Annotated in this window: 20 protein-coding genes; 12 read left to right on the top strand and 8 right to left on the bottom strand. The window is 66.1% G+C overall.

What is annotated here, in order from left to right; genetic code table 11:
• The 3 genes from E1264_RS23630 to E1264_RS23620 all read right to left on the bottom strand — a co-directional run.
• The coding region (locus tag E1264_RS23630) for a PH domain-containing protein (protein WP_132177065.1) at positions 1–417 on the bottom strand (417 nt) is incomplete at its 3' end.
• Positions 418–468: 51 nt separating this feature from the next.
• Positions 469–2,568, bottom strand: a complete 2,100-nt coding sequence (locus tag E1264_RS23625; RefSeq protein WP_132177063.1) for a hypothetical protein — start codon at positions 2,566–2,568, stop codon at positions 469–471.
• Positions 2,569–2,694: 126 nt separating this feature from the next.
• Positions 2,695–3,534, bottom strand: coding sequence for a helix-turn-helix transcriptional regulator (locus E1264_RS23620; RefSeq protein ID WP_132177061.1), 840 nt, complete (start codon positions 3,532–3,534; stop codon positions 2,695–2,697).
• A gap of 115 nt (positions 3,535–3,649) precedes the next feature.
• Here E1264_RS23620 and E1264_RS23615 point away from each other — a divergent pair, with 115 nt between their 5' ends.
• From E1264_RS23615 to E1264_RS46265, 6 genes are all read left to right on the top strand, one after another.
• A complete protein-coding gene (locus E1264_RS23615) occupies positions 3,650–4,711 on the top strand; it encodes an aldo/keto reductase (protein WP_243711126.1) in 1,062 nt (353 codons plus the stop codon).
• A 700-nt stretch (positions 4,712–5,411) separates the two neighbouring features.
• The gene (locus E1264_RS23610; RefSeq protein WP_132177059.1) at positions 5,412–5,792 is read left to right on the top strand and encodes a hypothetical protein; all 381 of its coding nucleotides are present in this window, start codon (positions 5,412–5,414) and stop codon (positions 5,790–5,792) included.
• Between the two features lie 90 nt (positions 5,793–5,882).
• Entirely contained in the window at positions 5,883–7,070 is a 1,188-nt protein-coding gene (locus E1264_RS23605) for a hypothetical protein (protein ID WP_132177057.1), read from the top strand.
• Positions 7,071–7,662: 592 nt separating this feature from the next.
• Complete coding sequence (locus E1264_RS23600) at positions 7,663–8,517, top strand: SAM-dependent methyltransferase (protein ID WP_243711125.1); 855 nt, start codon at positions 7,663–7,665, stop codon at positions 8,515–8,517.
• A 228-nt stretch (positions 8,518–8,745) separates the two neighbouring features.
• Positions 8,746–8,931 carry a hypothetical protein gene (locus E1264_RS23595; protein WP_132177055.1) on the top strand — a complete coding sequence of 62 codons (186 nt, stop codon included), beginning with the start codon at positions 8,746–8,748 and terminating at the stop codon, positions 8,929–8,931.
• A 333-nt stretch (positions 8,932–9,264) separates the two neighbouring features.
• Positions 9,265–9,843: a tyrosine-type recombinase/integrase gene (locus tag E1264_RS46265; protein WP_132177053.1), complete on the top strand. Its 579-nt coding sequence runs from the start codon at positions 9,265–9,267 to the stop codon at positions 9,841–9,843.
• 485 nt (positions 9,844–10,328) lie between these two features.
• Here E1264_RS46265 and E1264_RS23585 read toward each other — a convergent pair whose 3' ends face one another.
• The gene (locus E1264_RS23585) at positions 10,329–11,603 is read right to left on the bottom strand and encodes an FAD-dependent oxidoreductase (RefSeq protein ID WP_132177051.1); all 1,275 of its coding nucleotides are present in this window, start codon (positions 11,601–11,603) and stop codon (positions 10,329–10,331) included.
• 742 nt (positions 11,604–12,345) lie between these two features.
• On the bottom strand, positions 12,346–12,597 hold the full coding sequence (locus tag E1264_RS23575) for a hypothetical protein (protein ID WP_132177049.1): 252 nt from the start codon (positions 12,595–12,597) through the stop codon (positions 12,346–12,348).
• A gap of 594 nt (positions 12,598–13,191) precedes the next feature.
• On the opposite strand from E1264_RS23575, the gene E1264_RS23570 reads away from it, so the two are divergent.
• Positions 13,192–14,523, top strand: coding sequence for an IS256 family transposase (locus tag E1264_RS23570; RefSeq protein WP_132177047.1), 1,332 nt, complete (start codon positions 13,192–13,194; stop codon positions 14,521–14,523).
• A gap of 24 nt (positions 14,524–14,547) precedes the next feature.
• Here E1264_RS23570 and E1264_RS23565 read toward each other — a convergent pair whose 3' ends face one another.
• Positions 14,548–14,934, bottom strand: a complete 387-nt coding sequence (locus E1264_RS23565) for a hypothetical protein (protein WP_132177045.1) — start codon at positions 14,932–14,934, stop codon at positions 14,548–14,550.
• On the bottom strand, positions 14,931–15,182 hold the full coding sequence (locus E1264_RS23560; RefSeq protein WP_132177043.1) for a hypothetical protein: 252 nt from the start codon (positions 15,180–15,182) through the stop codon (positions 14,931–14,933). The genes E1264_RS23565 and E1264_RS23560 overlap by 4 nt, the downstream gene beginning before the upstream one ends.
• Before the next feature lie 1,114 nt (positions 15,183–16,296).
• Between E1264_RS23560 and E1264_RS23555 the strand changes: the two genes are divergently transcribed.
• The 5 genes from E1264_RS23555 to E1264_RS23540 all read left to right on the top strand — a co-directional run bounded on the left by E1264_RS23555 (position 16,297) and on the right by E1264_RS23540 (position 19,863).
• On the top strand, positions 16,297–16,602 hold the full coding sequence (locus tag E1264_RS23555) for a hypothetical protein (RefSeq protein WP_132177041.1): 306 nt from the start codon (positions 16,297–16,299) through the stop codon (positions 16,600–16,602).
• Between the two features lie 446 nt (positions 16,603–17,048).
• Positions 17,049–17,870 (top strand): class I SAM-dependent methyltransferase, encoded by an 822-nt coding sequence (locus E1264_RS23550; protein WP_132177039.1) that lies wholly within the window; start codon positions 17,049–17,051, stop codon positions 17,868–17,870.
• Between the two features lie 151 nt (positions 17,871–18,021).
• Positions 18,022–18,186, top strand: coding sequence for a hypothetical protein (locus E1264_RS43600; RefSeq protein WP_165964332.1), 165 nt, complete (start codon positions 18,022–18,024; stop codon positions 18,184–18,186).
• 73 nt (positions 18,187–18,259) lie between these two features.
• Positions 18,260–18,943, top strand: a complete 684-nt coding sequence (locus E1264_RS23545) for a hypothetical protein (protein ID WP_132177037.1) — start codon at positions 18,260–18,262, stop codon at positions 18,941–18,943.
• On the top strand, positions 18,940–19,863 hold the full coding sequence (locus E1264_RS23540; protein ID WP_132177035.1) for a hypothetical protein: 924 nt from the start codon (positions 18,940–18,942) through the stop codon (positions 19,861–19,863). Before E1264_RS23545 ends, E1264_RS23540 begins: the two co-directional genes overlap by 4 nt.
• A 21-nt stretch (positions 19,864–19,884) precedes the next feature.
• Here the strand turns inward: E1264_RS23540 and E1264_RS23535 are convergent.
• On the bottom strand, positions 19,885–20,282 hold a 398-nt coding region (locus E1264_RS23535; protein ID WP_207936106.1), incomplete at its 5' end, for a GNAT family protein.

Here is a 20,282-nt window from a genome sequence, read left to right as displayed (position 1 = left end):
GGTGTAGGGCGGGGGTGCGGTGTGGCGCTCGCCGTTGGCCGGGGGTGCGAACACCCCCACCGGATAGAAGAAGACCCGGCGTTCGGTGTCGGGCGTGCGCAGGTACACCTCCCAGTAGCGGAGCGATGCGTGCAGGGTGATCTCGGTGATGTCGTCCCAGGCGTAGCGCCAGCGGCGCCATGCGCCCACGATCGTGACGCCCTGGTCGTCGACGATGGCGCGGCCGCGCAGTGCGGCGACGGCCGTCACGAGGGACGCGGCGAGGACGGCCAAAAGGATGATCGCGCCGAGCGTCTGCAGGTATGGCAGACCTCGGAGCAGGGCCCGTCCGAGCAGCCCGGTGCACACGGATAGGAACACCACCAGCGCGGTCATGATCGACAGATAGCGGTGACAGCGCACGGTCCGTTGTTCCATGCGGCAGATGTCTAACAGACTCGGGGGCGGTCACACGAACCCCCGTGGTGGTCAATTGCTGATCAGGGTCGAGAGGGCGGCGTCCGCGGTGTCGATCTTCTTGGCGACCTGCCTGGGATGGCTGCCGAACGAGGCTCGCGCCTCCGCCAGGCACTCGACTGCGGCAAGGACCTCCGGGCTCCGCCATCTGTCGTATGAGTACGGTTGAGCGAACAGTTTCCCGCACAGGCCGGCGATCCTGACATAAGGCCCGAGGGCGGCGGCCACACGTTGCGCCTCGGACACGGGCCGGAATTCATCCGGCAGGGAATCCATGCCCTGACCGACCGCAGACTCGGCGATCTCATAGAACGTTCCGGGATCGGTTTCCAAGAGGTCCTGAAGAGTGAGCACTTCCTCCAGAACCTTCTCCGCGGAGTCGTCTGCTTCTTCGCGGAGCTTCTCGACCGCGGCCCTGACCACTTCGGAAACGTCCTGCCGCAAGACCTTGTCGCTCAGCACGCCGATGCTGCGCTCGCCCTCCTTGGCTTGCTCCACGCATGACCTGGCCGTTCGGATGACGTCCCGTGCCAGGCCCCCTGACCAGGCGTGACAGAACAGTGCGAACACGGCCGAGAACCTGGTCGCGCGTCGCGACAGCAGTTTCTGCGACTCGTCGAAGTTCAGCGGGGATATCCGGACGATCGTGTCGAAGGAGGAGTCGAAGACGTCCCGGACCGGGACTCCGCGAGCGGCGAAGCTGTGGAGGGCGTCGGTGGACACCGAGAGCAGGAAGTGCGCGCCGGGGATGTGGAACAGATCCTTGATGCCGTTGATCGCCTCGACCGCCTTGGCGGGGTCGGGCATCTTGTCCAACTCGTCCACGCAGATGACGACCGACATGCCACTGAGGTGGACGAACTGATCGATGAACTGCCGCAATGCCTGCACCGATTCGGCGTGCGTCACCTCGCGTTCATTGCGGGTCAGCTTCTCCACGCCCTCGGCGCCGGACCGTCCCAGGCGCAAGGCCGCGCTGGCGGTCGACTCCACGGTGGTCGTCCACTTGAGCAATTCCAGCTGCCGCTTGCACAGCCCCGCCAGAGTGTTCGGACGGCCAAGCCGGACCCGGCCGACGAACAGGCGCCAGATCGAACTCAGCCCCCAGCCCGCGACCAGAACCAGGAAAACCAGAGCGAGAAGGCCCAGCCAGCCGAATCCGAACTTGTTCGGAGCGTCGGAGACGCTTCGGGAGCCCTGCTCCCACATCCAGATCAACAAAGCGGCGACCAGAAGGACGGCGTAGCCGACGCGCCGCGCGGTCCGCTCCAGCCTTCCCTGAATCGGTTCGCCGATTCTCAGGCGCTTCGGGTCGCGTGCTTCCGGTTTCAGCCCCGAGTGCGCGAGTTCGCTGTGAATGATCCGGGTGAACTCCACCGGACTGTAATAGACCGGAGCGGAAACACGAATCGTGCGGTAGACACCGTCGCTGATCGGGAGCCCGTGAATACGTGCGCCCAGTTTGTCGTCCGCCATGAGCTGCCACATGAGCGTCGACTTCCCAGCGCCGCGCGGCCCCGCGACGCCGACCGCCGAGGACGCGTGTTCGGTGATGAACGAGTAGATGCGCCGGTAGCTGCGAGAGGAGACCGTGTCCAGCCCGTCGAGCTCGACCAGGGCCGGGGCGATGTCCGTCTCCAACCTGCTGGACCAGCGGCGATCGGACCTCTCCTGCTCGTTGATCACTTCCCGGATGACGGATTGGAGCTGTGGAAGGGCCGCCCGTTCGACCCGCTTCTGAGCGTTGTCCCGCGCCCCGCGGTAGCTACTCCCGCCCATGACGAAACAGTTGATGATCGCCATAACAGAGACGAAAATGATAATGGGACCCAAGTTGGGGATGGATTTGTAGAAGACGATCGAGGCCGTCATGGCCGCAGCCGCAATAGCGGCGATCGTGAACCACGGCACTACCGACGTCTCGCGAAGGACCTGCTTCCGCCGGAGCTTCTCCAGCTCCGCGACGACCGGATCCTTGATCTCGCTCTCGCGGGCGCGGACGGTGGCGATGATATCGGCTTCGAAATCTCGGCCGTATCGCAGTTCGGGATCCGTGCGCAGGAGGCGTTCAACCGTCGACTCAAGGAACTCCGAGAAGTTGAACTCAGCCACTTTGCCCCTGCCCCGCGAGCCGGTGCTTGGGTCGGTGCTTCGGGCCGGCCCAAGCACTCCGAATCGGGAGGAATGCTACTTCGCTCGCCTCTCGGAATTCCCCCGCTGGCCGGACCTGGACTGGGATTACGCGGTCTGCAATGTGTGCGCGTCGCCCGTAAGAGTGTCGAGGGCGGCCTGCGAGGCCGGATCGGCGGCCCGGTAGACGACGAGCCGCTGGTGCGGGTCCTGCAGCGGGGCGAGCACTTCGAACTCGACGGTGAGCGGTCCCGCCTTCGGGTGCTGCAGGCGCTTGTGTCCCCGCCCGTTCACCCTGACGTCGCGCTGCGCCCACAGCCGGACGAATTCCTCGCTGCCCGAGGTCAGCGCCGCGACCAGGTCGGCGAGCGCGCTGTCATCGGGGTGGGCGGCGCACGAGGCGCGCAGGTCGGCGATGCCCTCGCGGATCACCTGTTCACGGTCGCGGTAGAAGTCGCGCATCGCGGGATGGACGATGCACAGCCATATCGAGTTGCGCTGCTCGGCGGGCAGCTCGCCGAAGTCGAGCATCAGCGCGGCCATCTCGCGGTTCCAGGCGAGGATGTCGAACCGGTGGTCGAGCAGCATCGCGGGCAGCGGTGACAGGTCGTCGACCAGCCGCGCGAGCGAGCTCGCCGCCCCACCGGCGCCGACCGGCCGGTTCGCGGGCCGCTGCCCCGCCAGATCGAACAGGTAGCCGCGCTCATCGTCGCTCAGCCGCAGGGCGCGGGCGAGCGCGTCCAGCACGCTCGGGGAAGGGCGAAGCCCTCGGCCCTGCTCCAGGCGGACCACGTAGTCGACGCTGACGCCGGCGAGCTCCGCGACCTCCTCGCGGCGCAGGCCGGGCGTGCGCCGGGGCCGCTCGGACGCGGGCAGGCCGACATCGGCAGGAGCGAGACGTTCCCGGCGGGCACGTAAGAACGCCGCCAATTCCCGGGTTGTGTCCATCGCCTCGATCCTACGACCGCGGGTGGGAGAGGCAATCCCAGGAAAGCCCTTCCCTGGCCGCCCTCGTCCCCCTGCCGCAGCCTGGACCCGGCACCACGACGACTAGGAGAACACCGTGGAACTCGACACCTACCGTCTGCTGGGACGCTCCGGCCTGCGCGTTTCGCCGCTGTCGCTGGGGACGATGACGTTCGGGACCGATTGGGGCTGGGGCGCCGACAAGGACGAGGCACGCCGCATCTTCGACGCCTACGTCGACCGGGGCGGGAACTTCATCGACACCGCCAGCCAGTACACCGCCGGCACGGCCGAGCGACTCCTCGGCGAATTCGCCCGCGACAGGCGCGAGCGCCTCGTGCTGGCCACCAAGTACAGCATGTCCAGGCGTCCGGACGATCCGAACTCGGGCGGCAACCACCGCAAGAGCCTGATCGCCTCGGTCGAGGAGAGCCTGCGCCGCCTGGGCACCGACTACATCGACCTCCTCTACCTGCACGTCTGGGACGGGACGACCCCGGTCGAGGAGGTGCTGCGGGGGCTGGACGACCTCGTCCGGGCGGGCAAGGTCCTCTACCTCGGCATCTCCGACACCCCGGCCTGGCAGGTCTCCCGCATGCAGGCGATCACGGACCTGCGCGGATGGGCGCCGCTGATCGCCCTCCAGGTCGAATACAGCCTCATCGAGCGGACCACCGAACGCGACCTCATCCCCATGGCGCGCGAGCTGGGCCTGGGCGTCATCCCCTGGTCGCCCCTAGGAAGCGGTGTGCTGACCGGCAAGTACACCCGCGCCGACCTGGACCACGAAGGCGGCACGGACAATCCCGAGGGGACGCGCAGGAACGTCGCCGCCGCCAACGGGTCGCTGACCGAGCGCGGCCTGGCCATCGCCGACGTGGTGCGGGACGTCGCCGCCGAGATGGGACGCACACCCTCACAGGTCGCGCTCGCCTGGACCCTGCTCAACCCGGCGGTCACGGCACCGATCATCGGCGCCCGCACGCTCGACCAGCTCCACGACAACCTCGGCGCGCTGGACGTCCGCTTCTCCGACGGCCACCTCTCCGACCTGGACAAGGCCAGCGCGATCGAACTCGGCTTCCCCCACGAATTCCTGTCCCGTCCCATGCCACGCCGCGTCATCTTCGGCGACACCCGCATCGAGAACCACGCATGAGACGCTCCACGATCACGCCGCCGCGACGCCCCAGCCTGCCCGGCAGGCCCGACAGAAGGATCAGGTCCGTGACCGGCCACCGTAGCCGTCTCACTCTGCGGACTGCTCCGCAATCGTGTAGGTAGCTCGGTACTCCCACGAGGCAGATCACGCCTGCTAGTTCGAGTACCGAGCGCGTACACCGCTAGTGCACGCTAACGACGAAGCGGCTGGGACGACGCGTGGTTCCCGGAGTTCATGGCGTCCAACGGTGTGAGTAGAAACTTCGCCCGAGGACGCCATGACCGCCGACCCGCGTCGTCGCCCTTCCCGCAACGTGCAACTTCGCATCCGCCGTCGCCAGCCAGCAGCCCGGCCGGAAGACGCCTAGAGCCGCCTGATCGGGGCGGTGTGCGCCGCAGGCAGGGTTGCCGGGATTCACTCCACGCCACCTTGGGGCGGTCATTAGGCTGCGGCCGGAAGACGATCTTGCTTTCGATCGGACGGACTGGGACGTGGCCGGGCTGGTTCGGGTGGAGTGGCGGTCCTTGCTGGTGGCGGTGGCGGCGTTCGCGACGGTGGCAGCCTGTTCCGGCGGCGGTGAGTCGCTGGAGCTGAGTGGGGTTAAGGCCTGCGATCTGCTCACCAAAGAGCAACTCTCCACCTCCGGGTTGGACCATGTGAGCAGCCGATCCCATAGCCAGGGCAGCTCCACCTGCGTGTGGAATCGCTCATCGATCGCTTCGGCGGCGGCTATGGGCTCTCCGTGTCCCTGACGGCGCACCGTCCCAACGACTTCGTCCGGCACAGCGGCGAGAAGACCGAACCGATCTCCGGGTTCGACGCCGCGAAGTTCGGCGACGGCATCAGCATCGCGACGGGCCCAGACAAGGGCGTGATCACCATCGACCCCGCCAACCAGATCAAGAGTCCGGTCCGGGAGGCAGCGCAAGCGGTGGTGGAAACCTGCGACAGAAGACATAGCACCGGAGGCCCCGGAGTGCTGCGCCGCACTCGCACGTCCACCGCCACCACCGGCAGCCCGTCGACCGGGGAGCTCGGCCACCGTTCGCTCGCCGTCGAGTACAGGCGACCGAGCTAGGCCGCATCCGGCCTGAACGTGGGTCTCCTCGTGTGCGGCAAATCGTGTGAATGTGCTCCTGACTTTGATCTCCCACTCTGGAGTTACCTCATGGTAAAGATCAAGATGGTGGTGCACGGCCTGCTGCTCCCGCTCGCGGCCGGATCGACGTTCATGACCGTGAACACGGCCGTAAGATCCGCCACGGCGGCCGAGGAGCCCAAGGCAGGCGATGCCTGTACGGCCGCCGACCTGGGGAAGAGACATCCGTTCATCAAGAGCGCGGTGACCGACCCCACCATCACCCATTTCAAGGGGTACTACATCACCGACGGCTCGACCGGCAGCCAGACCGTCACGATGAGCATCCAGACCGTGGTCACGGTCGAAGTCGGGGGTACCACCCAGATCAGCAGCGGGTTCAGCGTCGGAGCCCTGTTCAAGGTCGAAGCGTTCGTCAACCGCACGGTGAAAAAGTCGACCGCCACCACCAACGCCCAATCCCAGACCATCACCTGGAACTTCCTCAAGCCCGGCTACTACGGCCTCTACCAGGGGACGAGCAAAGTCACCGGCGTCTACGGCAGCCTCAACTGCGGCCGGGTCGACCTGGGCGACGGCCGGTTCGCCACCCGATGGATCGAGCGTCCTGGGGGCACCTACACGACCTTCTCCACGATCGAGGAGGGGGCCGTCCGGTGCGAAGACAAAGTGCCCGCCGGCAGCATCATGAGCAAGGCCCAGAAGGTCCTGGGCTGCACCGGCGCCCCGGCACAGGCTCCGCAGGCACCCGCGCCCGCCGCAAAGTCTCCGACCGGCAGCGTCGCGGCGCCCGCGGCACTACCGCCGGGCTTCACCTGCCTGCCGGGCTACTACCGGATCGCCACCCCCGATCGCCTGCTGTTCTGGTGGAACGCCGACGGCACCGCCGAGTTCCGGCTCCACGCCTGGGCGAAGTCCACCCGCGTGCAATGGCAGGTCTGCCAGGGACCGACCACCAACGGCATGGTCGAGCACGTCTTCCTCACCCGTCAGAGCAAGAAGTGCCTGACATTGAAGGCCGCGGACGCGCCCACAGAGAACGCCCTGTTCTTCGAGGATGGATGCCGGACCGTCGACGATGGCCAGCGGTTCTACGTCTACCAGGACGTGCCCGGCACGAACCTCGTCGGCCTCCAGAACAAGATGAGCGGATTCATGATCGGCCAGGAGCGCGTCACCGACAACGAGACCGTGCGGCAGTACAGCATGGGCAGGCCGGACGGAACAGGAACCTACGTCCTCGAGCCCCTCCCGTAGGGTCAGCCGATATCTCACGCGGCTCCGCAGCAAGGCCGGCGAACCGTTGGCCGAAGGCTCGCATCCAGAAGCGCCCGAAGGCCGGACCGCCCGCTGACGCCGACCTTGATGTAACCGCAGGCCAAGTGGTCGTTGACCGTGAAGCCAACCCGCAGCGCGATCGCCCGACTGGCGCGCCAGTGGCCAGCCGGGCGATCGCGCGTTCGCGGCAGGTCACCTGGCTCACCGCGGCCCGCGGCGCCAGCGTCCGGCGAAGGCTGTCCATCGGCGGCCGTTGCGGTGGCGAGTACCGCGCCGTCGCAGGTTGACGCCTCGCAGGACGTCTCCGCACCGCTCTAACACGGACACGGGCGGGCATATTGGGACGAGATAGAAGAATGAACACAGAACGGCCTATGTGTCGTCTCTTGTACCCACGGAACGCAGGCGATCCCTGCATTTCTGCTCGATCGGGTCCGGGCCACGCGAGAACCCGCGCTTTTTCGTCACCCGCAGGAACCGGCACCCGTCGGCGGTCACATATCCTGGAGCTGCCCAACATATGTGCAGCGAAACCGTATGATTCTTCACGATCAATCCCTCCGAGGAGCCGATGATGTCTCCTGCCGGCAGCTCCCCCAGCGATCCTCCTGCGGACCTGCTTGCCCATTTGCCTCAAGACGCCCATGAACGGCTCCGTACCGACATCCCCTCCCCGGCGCGGACGTGGAACTACTGGATGGGCGGCAAAGACAATTTCGAGGTCGACCGGGCGGTCGGGGACGCTACCGCGGAGATAAACCCCGAGGTCGTCACGTTGGCCCGGGTATCGCGTCCCTTCCTGATCCGTGTCGTGAAGTATCTGGCGGTCGAGGAGAAGATTCGCAACTTCCTCGACATCGGCGCCGGACTGCCCACCGAGTCCAACACCCACGAGATCGCCCAACGGGCCGCCCCTGACGCGCGCGTCCTCTACGTGGATAACGACCCCATGGTTCTCGCGCACGCGCGGGCGCTGATGAACAGGACCACCCCGGAGGGCGTCACCGGTTACCTCGACGCCGACTACCACGACCCGCGGCGGATTCTCCAACACGCCGCCAACGTCTTGAACTTCAATCAGCCCATCGCGGTGATGTTCATGGGTGTGCTGGGGTTCTGCCAGGAGTACGAGACCGCCCGGCAGATCGTGGCCGACACCATGGCGGGTGTACCTTCGGGCAGCCTCCTGGCGCTGTGGGACTGCACCGATACCTCCGAGGCCGCCAAGCGTAGCCTGCAGCAATATGAGGACACCGGGACCGTGCCCTACGTCCTGCGCAGTGTCGAGCAACTCGACGGCTTCTTCGACGGCCTGGAAAAGGTCGAGCCAGGCCTGGTCTCCATCACGCAATGGCGGCCGGAACAAACCCAGGACGGCCTGCCTGATCATGTCAACGGCTACGGCGCGGTAGCCAGAAAGCCTTAATCCGGGTGACAACGGGGTGGCGGGGAGACGCCATGCCCGTGCCGCAGACCTGGTGCCGCAGACCTGTGCGAGCTGTGCCGGGCGAACATGACGCCCTCTGCCGAACCCCCAACTGAGGTACGTCTATGCAGCGGATCAGGCACAGCCACACGCCAGGCGCGCCTACGACCGTAGCGGCTGCGGTGGCGAGCGAGCCGAGGCCGACAGGCCGGCCAGCGCGAGGCCGCCGTGGCGGTCCTGCGCAGCCAGGAGGAAAAGAGTCCCTTCTTCACATCGAGGGGTGACTCCTATGCGCCATCAGAGGTCGGCTGGATGATCACCGCCTTGCGGCAGCCTGATCCGACGCCTGCCGCGTTCCTTGCCTCGTCGGCCATGACCACCTTCAACGGCCGTCGGCACTCTCTTGCCATCTGAACTGCTCGATTGGCGCCGTCGCTTGGCGTGGAGCTCAGCGTCGAATCGGCGCTGGCGGCGGTAGCGGACCGGGATCGCGGTCGTCTCACCGGTTGACCCGGTTGTCTCTGCGCAAGTGCTGCGCTTTGGGCGGGTGGATGGGCGGGCCCGCCTCCGATCAGGGGAGCGGAGGCGAGTCTGGCGCTCAGTTAACGAGTGGGGAGAAGGAGTGTTCTAAGGTGCCGTGCACGGCGGCGGGCCTGCCTCGAGTTGATTGGCCCTGGGCTCGGCGGCCGCCTCGCGTGCCCCTTGTGCTACTAGCTCGTCGGCTCGTTCGTTGCCGGGAACGCAGGAATGCGTTGGCGAGAGCGCAACGCACCGCGCTGTAGATTCCGCCAGCGGACCGCAGCGCGGCGCCGATCCGCGCCCATCAATCGCCCTCGCGGGGCAAGCGAAGGCGGCGTCATCGTCTTCCTCCTTCTTCAGCCAAGGTCGGTTCGCTGCTTCGGCCGGCCGCCGTTCGTGTCCCGGGGCTTCGAGCTGCTCATTGAGCGGTGCGAGACGTACCGGCGGCGGCACCGGGGCGACAGTTGGAGCGTGGAGAAGATCTCGCGGCATCACCGCGTCGGCCCAGACCTGGTGCGCCTCGCGCTCGACGGGCCGACGTTGCCGTCCGTCCGGTTCCACGGTCTGCGGCACGGTTCGGCCACGATGCTGCTCGCCGCGGGCGTCCCGATGCAGGTCGTAAGTGACGTGCTCGGGCACGCGTCCGAATCGTTCACATCGGACGGGTACGCCGTGGTAGCTCGCCGAGGACGCGGCAACGAGGATTGCGGCGTTCGTGCCACGGCGGAGCCGCGCATAGGGCGCTCGTGCCATCAAAGGGCTAGAAATAGCCCCGGCATGACGAAGGGAGCCCACGCGAACGCATGAACTCCCTGGTCAGAGTGGCGGAGGATCGGGGATTTGAACCCCGGATGGGCTTGCACCCAAACCGCATTAGCAGAGCGGTCTCCGCTGTGGAGCCCAGGTTGGCCGTGGTGGGTTTGGCGAGGTCAGCGTGGCTGCGCGGTGGTTCTTCGTGTGGCTGGTGGGGTCTCCTTGGGTGCAGGAGGATGCCGTTTGTGTCATCACGGTGCCATCACCGTAGGGTCCTCGCGGACCGCCGGTTCAAGGAGAATGCGCCCGATTGGAGTCTGCGCGTGAAGCATTCCGACTCCCCGTCTTCGGGTCCCGGACGTGGCGACAGGATCGCCCGTCCGGGTCTCGCGCACGGGCCCTGGTCATGTGGCTGCCCGTTGAACGAGGCCGACTCACCCTGGAGACCATCCATCCAGCACGTAGCTGAGCCGAAATCATGACCTTGGCTTCCTCAAAGACGCGCCCTGGTAAAGCCGCCTGGCCAAGCCTTAGGTAGGTCATGAGCTGCTGCTGGTGCTCTCACTCTCAATGAGTACGGAAACCTGTTCTCTTTTTTTCGCTTTCTGGGGGTCGGGGTTCGGCGCAGTTCTGTTGATTGCGAGGTCCTCGCAGCTCAAGTCTTCGAGGGTGGCGTCCTCGAACGTCAGCCTGTAGATCCATTCAGCGTACAGTGGGAGAAACTTGAACGACCAGCCGCCGGCGCACACTACAACGTTGGTATGTTCGGGAAGTCGATCCAGGACGGCCTTGTGGTCGCCGAAATGCGGGTGCACGCAGTTTCCGGAGTAGACCGGATAAGGTTCGACTCCCAGACAGTGCTCCTTGATGAATTTGACGGTTTTCTGTACATCCTCTTTTGCCGGCACGAGGTCGACTCTATCGGCCGGATTTTTGGCTATTTCGGTTCCGTGGATCCTTTGCGTGGCCGACTCCCAGCCGATTTTGGCAAGGTTGGGCGGTCCCCACGGAACGGGCGGGAAGCCATAGTACAGCGCGTCTTCCCCCTCACCGAAGAAGACCCACATGCCCGGATAGATGGAGTCGATTTTCGGGTCAGTCGCATAGTAATCATAAACCATGTTCCAGATCGCGTAATTAAGTTGATACTTCGGCCGGGATTCGATTTTTTCCAAAACCCGGTTGGTGTGGGCGCCGCATGCGATAACGCATTTCTTGGCCGTGTATGTCTCCCCTGTGTTCACCGTCACCGTCACTGATTTGTTGTCCACTTTCAGGCTCGTGACCTCAGCCTTTTCGATGAGGGTCGCGAGGTTTTGTCGGGCCAGCTTATAGAAGGTCCGCAGTATCAATGGCACGTTCATCACGCCATTGTCTGGCGAGAAGTATCCATCGTACCCCAGCTTTGTGAGATGAAATTCTTTCTCGATCTCCTCCTTGCTGAGTGATATGCACGGACGTTTCAGGTGCTCGAGAACTTCCTTGACCTTTTTGTATTCGCCCTGCGCGCCCGCCGTGGATTTTTCGCTTCCAAAGTTCAGTTGTCCCGTCATCCATAGTAGCTTCTCCCCGCACTCTTCCTCCAGTTTGTGCCAAATCTTTAGGGCTTCGATGGCCCTTTCGACTTCCTGTCTTGTGGAATAGAGGATTCGGAACATCCGCATGATGTCGCCAGAACTTCCCGAATGATGGAAGAACTGCCGGGCCTCCAGGACCAGGACCTTCTTCCCCATCTTTGCGCTGTGGTATGCGGTGGCGAGCCCGATGGCTCCGCCGCCGACGACGACCAGATCGTACTGTTCCTTGCTGTTCATCTCAGTCTCCCGTGCTTGCCGTTATGGTGATTGCCGGTCCGCGGGACGTGCCCGGCCGATTGACACGCGCTTGATGGCCCCGGCCTTCCCCTCTTCCTGCCGCACTCGGGGCAAAGTCCACCTCAACAGCGCGTGCGCACTCCGTCCGGTTCGAGGGTCAACGACTAACGCGGTCTATCTACAAGTCCCGATCAGCACTGCTCCCGTGGACACAGCGGGGGTATGGGGTTGAGCGTGGGCACCGCCAGAAGCCGACCGTGCCGTGAGCTCCGTAGAGCCGGCACCGACCCTTCTTCGTGCTGGCCGCCCGCAATTGCGGCTCGGAACCCGCATGCTAGAGATCCGCTAAGACCGCGTCCTATCCGGACGGTCAGGCGCCCCCCAAGATCGAGCTCCAGAATCTCAGTGCGGAGGTCTCCGGCAGCGCGCTTCTGTCGTTTAGGGCCCATCCGCGGCCGCCTGCTTTGTGAAGGCATTGGAGCCTGGTTACGCAGCGTCCCAGCAGTGAATGGTGAAGGGGACGCTGTCCAGGTAGGCGCAGATGCCGGCGGCTGGGTAGGGGATGGTGTTGGAGGGCAGGACCCGCGGGTCGCACCATTGGAGCTTGCCGCATTTGTGTGGTTCGGCCTTGGAGGGTTCCCCGGCCCATCGGGTGGTGGCGAAGAACATGCCGATGCGGGCAAGGTCGGGCGCTGGCGGTGGTGGACGACGGTGGCCAGTCGGCGATGTGCGCGGACGTCTCCTAGGTGGGGGCGAGCAGGTTGACCCCGGCCCAGCGGGGCCCGGCATCATTAAGCATGGTGACGACGTCGCCGATGGGGAGGCCATGCGCTCTGGCGTCCAGGACCGCGACGTTGAAGCCGCAGTCGGCGGCGACGGTGGCGAGGTAGGCCATGCCGAGAGTAGACAGGGTGTAGTCGTTGACGCGGGGACGTGACGGCTTCGCGCCCCGCTGTCTCGTCCCCCGTCGCCACAAACGCTTCAGCAGTCCCACCGCCCGCTCCTTCCGCAGCCTACGACCATGTGCCCATACGGGACATTCCATGCGCAAGTGTGCTGACGTGGGGACGTCGCTAGGTCTCTTTGAGGATCTTGTGGAGCAGGTTCAGCCTTTCGCCTGTTTCCATGGCCGTCGTTTCCGACTGGTTCAGGACGTGGCGGTAGCAGTCGGCCTCGGTCTACTAGTTGAGGCACATATGGCCGCTCAGTCCGCCGCGTCTCCTAAGACGATCAGCACTCGATGACCTTCCCCCACCGCCCTCGGTCCCCTCCGGCGTGCACGGCCGTGTCCTGGACGCCTCCGCCCTCACCGACCCCGCGTTGGGCCGCACCTTGTACGCCCAGGCCTTCGCTCGCCGCTCCATCACCACCGGCCTGATCTGGGCTACCCCCACCATCGCCGTCATCGAAACCTGGGCCACCTGCCCGACAAAGGCCGCCTCGCGCTCTCGGTACTGGTCCAGCTCGGCCACACTGTCATCGAACCCTAGACGTCCACCACGCCGGGCCCGTCGGCGAGATCCTCGAGGCCGCCGTACCCGGGTCTGTACGGTTTTCGGTGTAACTCCTGATCAAGGAGTGACGCGTGATGACGACAACCGATGTGAAGGTGGACGCTGCGGTGGCCCCGTCCGACGAGCCGTCCGATGAGCAACCGGCCGGGGCCGATCAGGATCTGATTGGCCAACTGGTGGCGCAGGCCCGTGCGCAGGGCCTTGATCTGACCGGTGAGGGCGGGCTGCTGCAGCAGCTGACCAAGCGGGTGCTGGAGTCGGCGCTGGAGGGTGAGATCACCGATCACCTGGGCTATGACCGGCACGAACGCACCCGGCACGAACGCACCCGGCACGAACGCACGGTCGGCAGCGGCGGTAACTCCCGCAACGGGCGCCGGACCAAGACCGTGACCACCCAGGCGGGCCCGGTCGAGATCGCGGTGCCCCGCGACCGCGAGGGCAGCTTCGAACCGAAGATCGTGGCCAAGCGGCAGCGCCGACTGACCGGGGTGGACGAGATGGTGCTGTCGCTGAGCGCCAAGGGCCTGACCCACGGTGAGATCTCGGCTCACCTGGCCGAGGTGTATGGGGCGTCGGTGTCCAAGCAGACCATCTCCACGATCACCGACAAGGTCATCGAGGGCATGGCCGAGTGGCAGAACCGGCCACTGGACAGCGTGTATCCGGTGATCTTCCTGGACGCCATCCAGGTCAAGATCCGCGACGGGCAGGTCGCCAACCGCCCGATCTACGTGGCGCTGGCGGTCACCGTCGACGGCACCCGCGACATCCTGGGGTTGTGGGCCGGGGACGGCGGCGAGGGCGCCGAGTACTGGCTGCACGTGCTCACCGAGTTGAACAACCGCGGTGTCGCCGACGCCTGCATGGTGGTCTGCGACGGCCTGACCGGGCTGCCCGACGCCGTCGCGCACGTCTGGCCGCAGGCGCTGGTCCAGACCTGCATCGTCCACCTGCTGCGCAACTCCTTCCGCTACGCATCCCGCGCCGACTGGGCCGCCATCGCGCGTGCGCTCAAACCGGTCTACACCGCCCCGACCGAGGCGGCGGCGATGGAGCGGTGGCTGGAGTTCGCCGAGACCTGGGGCGCCAAGTACCCGGCGATCGTCAGACTGTGGGACAACAGCTGGGCCGAGTTCGTCCCGTTCCTGGCCTTCGACCCAGAGATCCGCAAGGTCGTCTGTTCCACCAACGCCATCGAGAGCGTCAACGCCCGCATCCGCCGCGCGGTCAAAGCCCGCGGGCACTTCCCCAACGAGCAGGCCGCACTCAAATGCGTCTACCTCGCGGTGATGAGCCTGGATCCCACCGGCGCCGGCCGCAAACGCTGGATCGCCCGTTGGAAGGCCGCCCTCAACGCCTTCGAGATCACCTTCGAAGGCCGCCTAGCCGCAGCCCACAACTAACCCGAACAAGACCGAGTTACACCCTTAATTGGACAATCCCAGGTACCCGCGGGAGTCGTGGTCGCCGAAACGACACAGCGCGTTCTTGCCTTTGAACTGCGCTTCGGTGTTCGGCAGGGACCTGTTTTGCAGGAAATAGACGCCCTTGGGTCCGGGCTCGGCGATGTCGATGACGTGCTTGGGAGAGCTGGCCGGTCCCGGCCGCAACCCCACCCACGCGCCCTTACCGTTAGGTCCCAGAAAGCGTCCGGTGGCCAGATGGTAGATCACAGCGGTGAGAGCGAAGCCGGAGGCCGGCTTGTCCGGCAGCAGATGGACCTTCCATAGCTGGTGGTCGTCCTTGCCGTCGGCGTTGGCCATCTTCAGGTTCATGCCGTAGTGGGCGTCGTCTTCCCGGGTGGTGCTGATCACGTCCAGGTACGGGGCGTCGCTGGCGGCCGGGCGGTAGTAGCTGGCGATGCGCAGCGGACCGAAGGTTTCAGGCCAGAGATGTCGATCCCGGCGGCGGCAAGGGCGCTTACCTCGGTATCGCTGACAGCGGCCTGCCCGTCTGGACCGGTGGAGGCGGCGGAGTCGCCCAGCACCAGGGCATCGGCGGCAAGGGCGTGCTGTTCGGCCATCGCGGCCAGCTCGACTGCCTGGGGCGGAGCGTCGGTCACAGCTGTCTCCTGAGATCGGAGGGACCGCTCAGCCTGCGCGGAGGATCTGCGCGGTAGCGTCGTCGGCACTCCTGTCCCGAGCCATGGTGACCAATGCTCTGGCGAACATAGATTCTCGGAAAACTCCACTGCCTGCGTCCGCCCAAACTTTGATGCGTGCCGCAGGGGAACGGCCGGTTTCTGTTCCGGAGGGTTTGGTCGCGAGATGGATATGGTCCGCCAGTTCTGATCACCGAAGGGCGAAGTTTCGGTCCGGCTACGCCAGCTTCGCTAAGCAGGTGAGCCGCCAGCCGGGCACGTGTGGCTGGCCGCGCCCGGGCTCGGGATCACGCGGCCGCGGAGCCTCAGGCCGCGAGATTGGCAGGCGCCCAGCCTCCGAAGCCACGACATCGCCGAACGACTGGACATCACCACACGCACCGTTCAGCTCGCGCAGAGCTCGCCAACAAAATCTCCCCACAATCTACATGCGGTACGTAATTGGCTAATCTCACAGGATAGTCATGAGGGGGCAGCATGTACCGACAGCCAAGGGAGAAGCGTCCGTTCCGTAAAGCCGTCGCAGTCGGCTTCGCCGCCGTGACCGCCGCGAGCCTGGCCGTGCCCGCCGCCCACGCCTTTCCAGCAATGCAAAGAAGGGGGCGGAATGACTGTACTCATCTATCCAGCCAGTCACGGCTTCCCCCCCGTGTTGGGCTGCCGAGGCGGCACTTACGACGGTCAGCGCGTCAACATGGAGTGGTCGGGCAGTAGGGAGAGCCATGAGCAGCATCGGCTGCATGGCTTGAGGGCCGTGCGCTGCTGTCCTTGCGGACGGCAGCGCACCAGCCGTTCCAGCGGCCTACCTGAGACAGTTTGCCCAGCGCGTTCGGTTCACGGATGGTTCCGGGCGTGATGGATGAGTGAGTCGTTTGGCCAGCCGCTCGTTTGGGGTCTGTTCCGTCGGGGTCGACGTACCAAAGGGCTGGACAGCAGCAGTGGCGCCAAGGGGCCGCCGCGGCAGCATCGGGCACTGCGCCGGCCGGGAACAGGCCGCTGCTCTCGATCGAGGTTTGCACCACCCGGACATGGATACACAGAGCGATGTATGACTACTCGCAGTGATTGGACTGTCGTGAAACGTCTCAACGTCGCCTTGCCGGCCGTACCGGCACTGCTTGCGGCCGGACTCGCAACCGCCGCCCCCGCCGCAGCGTCCATCGACCCGGGAACGTCGATCCAGTGCACCCTGCACACCATCGAGGACAAGCACGCCTCGGTGGCCGACTGCCGCCGCTCACACGACTACGAGCACTGGATCAAGTGCCAGAACAAGCACAAGAAGATCATCGTCGAGATCACCCGTAGCTTCACCGACACCCACAGCAAGCTGTCCTGCCCTCGCGGCTACCGGCTCCTCAACCACTCCATCGGAGTCTGACCAGCCGCAGACGCACTCCTCCAGACCGGGCCATCGGACACCGTCACCGGATCGGCCGCTGTCCCCGGCCACACGCCAAGGCGTGTGGCCGGGGACAGCGGCGACCGAACGCCGCGCCGGCTCGGGCAGCTTGGGCTGCTTGCCCCTGAGCTTGCTGTTCTGCTTGGCCGGCGTCGCGCCCTGGTGGGTGCGCACGTGGCCCAGGTTGGCCTCGAACTCGGCGACCATCACCAGGGTCGACCGAGCGCGGAGGAGACCGTCAGGTGTAGACCCGGCCGCGGTAGTGCCAGCGGTCGGCGGATGCGGGTTCGGGATCGGAGGTGTATTTGGCGCGGGCGACGCATCCGTCGGGACGTCGTCGGGCCACGGCCCGTTCACGATCATCCAGGTGCCGAGGCGAGCGCCGGGGCCGGTTGCTCAGGCGCACCGGCCAAAGAGAGCGAGGCATGATGGAGCGCGAGAAGGTACGGCTGAGTGGAGTCGCGGAAACCACCTTGGCCACGCTGTACGGCAAGGCTTTGGCGAGCCGTTCGGCGGATCCGGTCCTGGTGGACCGGCAGGCCCAAGACGCTGTTGGACGTCTCGACTACGACTTCTCCCGGCTTGGCGTTTCCCGCAGCACGGCGCTGGGAATCGCGCTGCGCTCGTCCTATCTGGATCGCTGGACGCGTGAGGCGCTGTCCCACCACCCTGATGCGACCGTGCTGCACCTGGGATGCGGCCTGGACGGTCGCTCTCAGCGCGTGGAACCGCCGCCTGCAGTCCACTGGTACGACATCGATTACCCGGAGGTCATCGAGCTGCGTCGGCGGCTGTATCCAGGTCGTCCCGGCTATCACACGGTCGGCGGATCGGTCACCGAGCCGCAGTGGCTTGCTCATCTGCCCGCCGACCGTCCCGGGGTGGTCGTCGCCGAGGGCTTGGTGCAATACCTCACCGAGGCCGAAGTGGTGAGCTTGTTGGCCGCAATAGTAGATCGGTTTCCCGGGGGAGTGATCATATTCGATGCCTGGAGTTCCCTGGCGATGCGGCTCAGCCGACGTCGGAAAGTGTTCCGGGCGACCGGCACCGGAGTCGGGGGCTGGGGGATCGACGACCCGCTCGTGATCCAGTCGCTGGTGCCTGGACTGCGCTTCGACAAACAGCAAACATTTCTTGACATGCCCGAGATGGTCCGTTTCGACTGGCCGACGCGCCTGATGGTCGCGTTGACCAAACGCTTTCCGGCCGCGTACAACTCCGGACGCCTGGTGCGCTACAGCTTTTAGTCCCACTCTTCGATGAGCCTGATGGAGCGGTTTCCATAAACCCCGCTAGTCAATCTGGGTTAACGCGACAGACTGAAATGATGCTTTAAGTGAGAGGTGGAGTGGGGCGGGTAGGTGGTGAAATACATCCCCAAACGGAAGGGAGTAGATCATGGAAACGAACACGAAGATGTCTCAGGTGCAGGAGCAGCAAGCAGCGGCCGTGCCTGTCGAGGCGAGCCCGGCCGCGGTCCTGGCCGAACTGGTGCTCGAGGAGGCACCGGTCAGTGGCGCTCCGCGGGAAGAGAAGCAGTCCCCGCAGCTCATCGTGCCGTGAGCGATGAAGGAGTCTGCCGCCCATGGTGGTGACGGGTCATGCCCGTGCGGACTATGGGCGTGCGGTTGAGAAGTTGGCGGTCCGGGTTCCGCAGGTCTTGCACGGCCGGTGGGGCCCGGGCTGGCTGGCCGGTTTCGCCGCCGAAGCGGCCGACCGGACGGTCGCCCTGGCGGCCGTCCGTATCTTGGACGTGGAGGTGCTAACGGCGCACCTGCTCAGCGCGACCCCGCTGAGCACGGCCGACACCGAGATCCTGGGGCAGGCACGGGGTGTGTTCCCCCTGGTGGACGGGCCTGGCGAAGACACAGGAGTGGGGCTGGTGCGGCGTGCTCGAGACTGGGCGCTGGTGCAACTGGCCCGTGACTGCGGCGCCGACCTGGACCTGCCCGATCACATGATCGATCTGCCTGCACCCGCCGCGCCCGACGCACGGGAACAGGACTGGCGGGCGTGGTCGGCGGCACTGGCGGCACTGGCGGCACTGGCGGTTCCCGGTCTGGACAGCCCGCTGCACCGCTGCGCCGCTGCGGGCGGTCTCGCGCTCGCCCGGGGCGCGACTCGGTCGGTGCTGCGCCGGGATCTTCCGGTCGCCGCCGCGCTGACCCGCTGGCTGGCCCTGCCCGCCCTTGACGCGTCGCCGCTGCGGACGACGCTGCTGATCGAGCACATCGCGGCCTGCGACGGCACCCCCCGCACCCTGCTGCACACGCAGATCGCCGCTCACCTGCTGCACCTGCGGGCCGGAGAGCGATCATGAGGCGCCAAGCGGCTGTCATCGCCCACCAGGTGCTGTGTGCGGGTCTTGGCTGGCTGCACCGCCACCGGGCCGCGACGCCCGGTGCCGGGTACGACGTGGACGACCCGGCCTTGTTCCACAAGCCCCTGGCCGAGATCGCATTGTGCGCATCCCTGGTGCAGCGCGAAGCGATCACCGGCGCCGACCAGACACGGCAGGTCGCCGACCTGATCGATCACGCCTGGGCCCAACTGGGTGAGGGCGATCTGCTGTACGAACGCGCGCTGCGCAACCCTGTGCTCACTGACCCGATGGAGTCCTACGCCCACTTCGCCCGTGCCGGCTATCGCCATCAGCGCCTTCAAGAACTGGTGGTCCGCCAGTGTCGGCTGGGCCTCTGGCACACGAGGGAACTGGCCCCCAACCATCGCCTGGCGGTCGCCAACGCCATGCAGATCCTCGAACTGCCACCGAGCGGGATGCCCGCTCCGCACTGGCCGACCCTCACCGCGGCGACCTGGCTCGGCCAGACCCCGCCACCCTGGGCCATCGATTGGGCGACCGCCTACGCTGTAACCCACACCGTTTTCCACGTCACCGACTGGGGCCGCGTACCCGACCGCCTGCCTTCACCCGTGCGGGACTACCTGCACACATGGCTGCCGGTCTGGGTCCAGGTATGGGCCGAGGTCCAGCAATGGGACCTGGTCGCCGAGTTCCTGGCCGCCGACGCCTGCCTGCGCCGTCCTGCCTGCCCAACCCAGGACTGGCAACAGCTGGCCGCCGCCCAGCACGACGACGGAATGATCCCCTGCGACGCCCAGACCCCACATCGCCATGGCCAGCAGAACGATGGCCAGAAACATCACCGGTTCCACCGGCACTCCACGCTCGCCGGGGTGACCGCCGCAACGATCGCCCTGTCTCGTGCCTTGGGATGACAGCGGCCCGACCACCAGGCTTCAGGTCCGTTCCGGCTGCGGCGGCTCGTCTGTGAGGCCAGGTGGCGCATCGGGACGCAGAATGCTGAACAGCAGACAATCGCGCCATTGGCCAGCACGGAAGGTATAACCGCGCAGTATGCCCTCCTGCACGAAACCGGTCTTCTCGCACACCCGCTGGGAGGCGATGTTGCCGACCTCAGCGAGAGCTTCGATGCGGTGGACGGGGGTGCAGTCGAACAGGTAGCGGACCAGCAGGCCAAGAGTCTCGGCGCCATACCCCTGACCTCGCGTGACCGGAAACGACAACCCCGCGATCCGCCAGCAGAACCCGGACGGACTGGTCGGAACCCGCTCCCAGCTCACCACCCCTCCAGGCCCCTCACCACCCACCGCCAGCAGCATGCCCCGCTCATCCG

The organism is Actinomadura sp. KC216, assembly GCF_004348535.1.
GTDB lineage: Bacteria > Actinomycetota > Actinomycetes > Streptosporangiales > Streptosporangiaceae > Spirillospora.
The sequence above is the reverse complement of the archived record's forward strand: the minus strand, read 5'-3'. Positions and strand labels throughout refer to the sequence as shown.

Excerpts from the sequence above, each read along its gene's own strand:
- E1264_RS23570 (WP_132177047.1), top strand. The coding sequence starts at position 13,192 with ATGACGACAACCGATGTGAAGGTGGACGCTGCGGTGGCCCCGTCCGAC.
- E1264_RS23620 (WP_132177061.1), bottom strand. The coding sequence starts at position 3,534 with ATGGACACAACCCGGGAATTGGCGGCGTTCTTACGTGCCCGCCGGGAA.
- E1264_RS46265 (WP_132177053.1), top strand. The coding sequence starts at position 9,265 with ATGCGTTGGCGAGAGCGCAACGCACCGCGCTGTAGATTCCGCCAGCGG.
- E1264_RS23540 (WP_132177035.1), top strand. The coding sequence starts at position 18,940 with ATGAGGCGCCAAGCGGCTGTCATCGCCCACCAGGTGCTGTGTGCGGGT.
- E1264_RS23605 (WP_132177057.1), top strand. The coding sequence starts at position 5,883 with ATGGTAAAGATCAAGATGGTGGTGCACGGCCTGCTGCTCCCGCTCGCG.
- E1264_RS23585 (WP_132177051.1), bottom strand. The coding sequence starts at position 11,603 with ATGAACAGCAAGGAACAGTACGATCTGGTCGTCGTCGGCGGCGGAGCC.
- E1264_RS23600 (WP_243711125.1), top strand. The coding sequence starts at position 7,663 with ATGATGTCTCCTGCCGGCAGCTCCCCCAGCGATCCTCCTGCGGACCTG.
- E1264_RS43600 (WP_165964332.1), top strand. The coding sequence starts at position 18,022 with ATGGAAACGAACACGAAGATGTCTCAGGTGCAGGAGCAGCAAGCAGCG.
- E1264_RS23550 (WP_132177039.1), top strand. The coding sequence starts at position 17,049 with ATGATGGAGCGCGAGAAGGTACGGCTGAGTGGAGTCGCGGAAACCACC.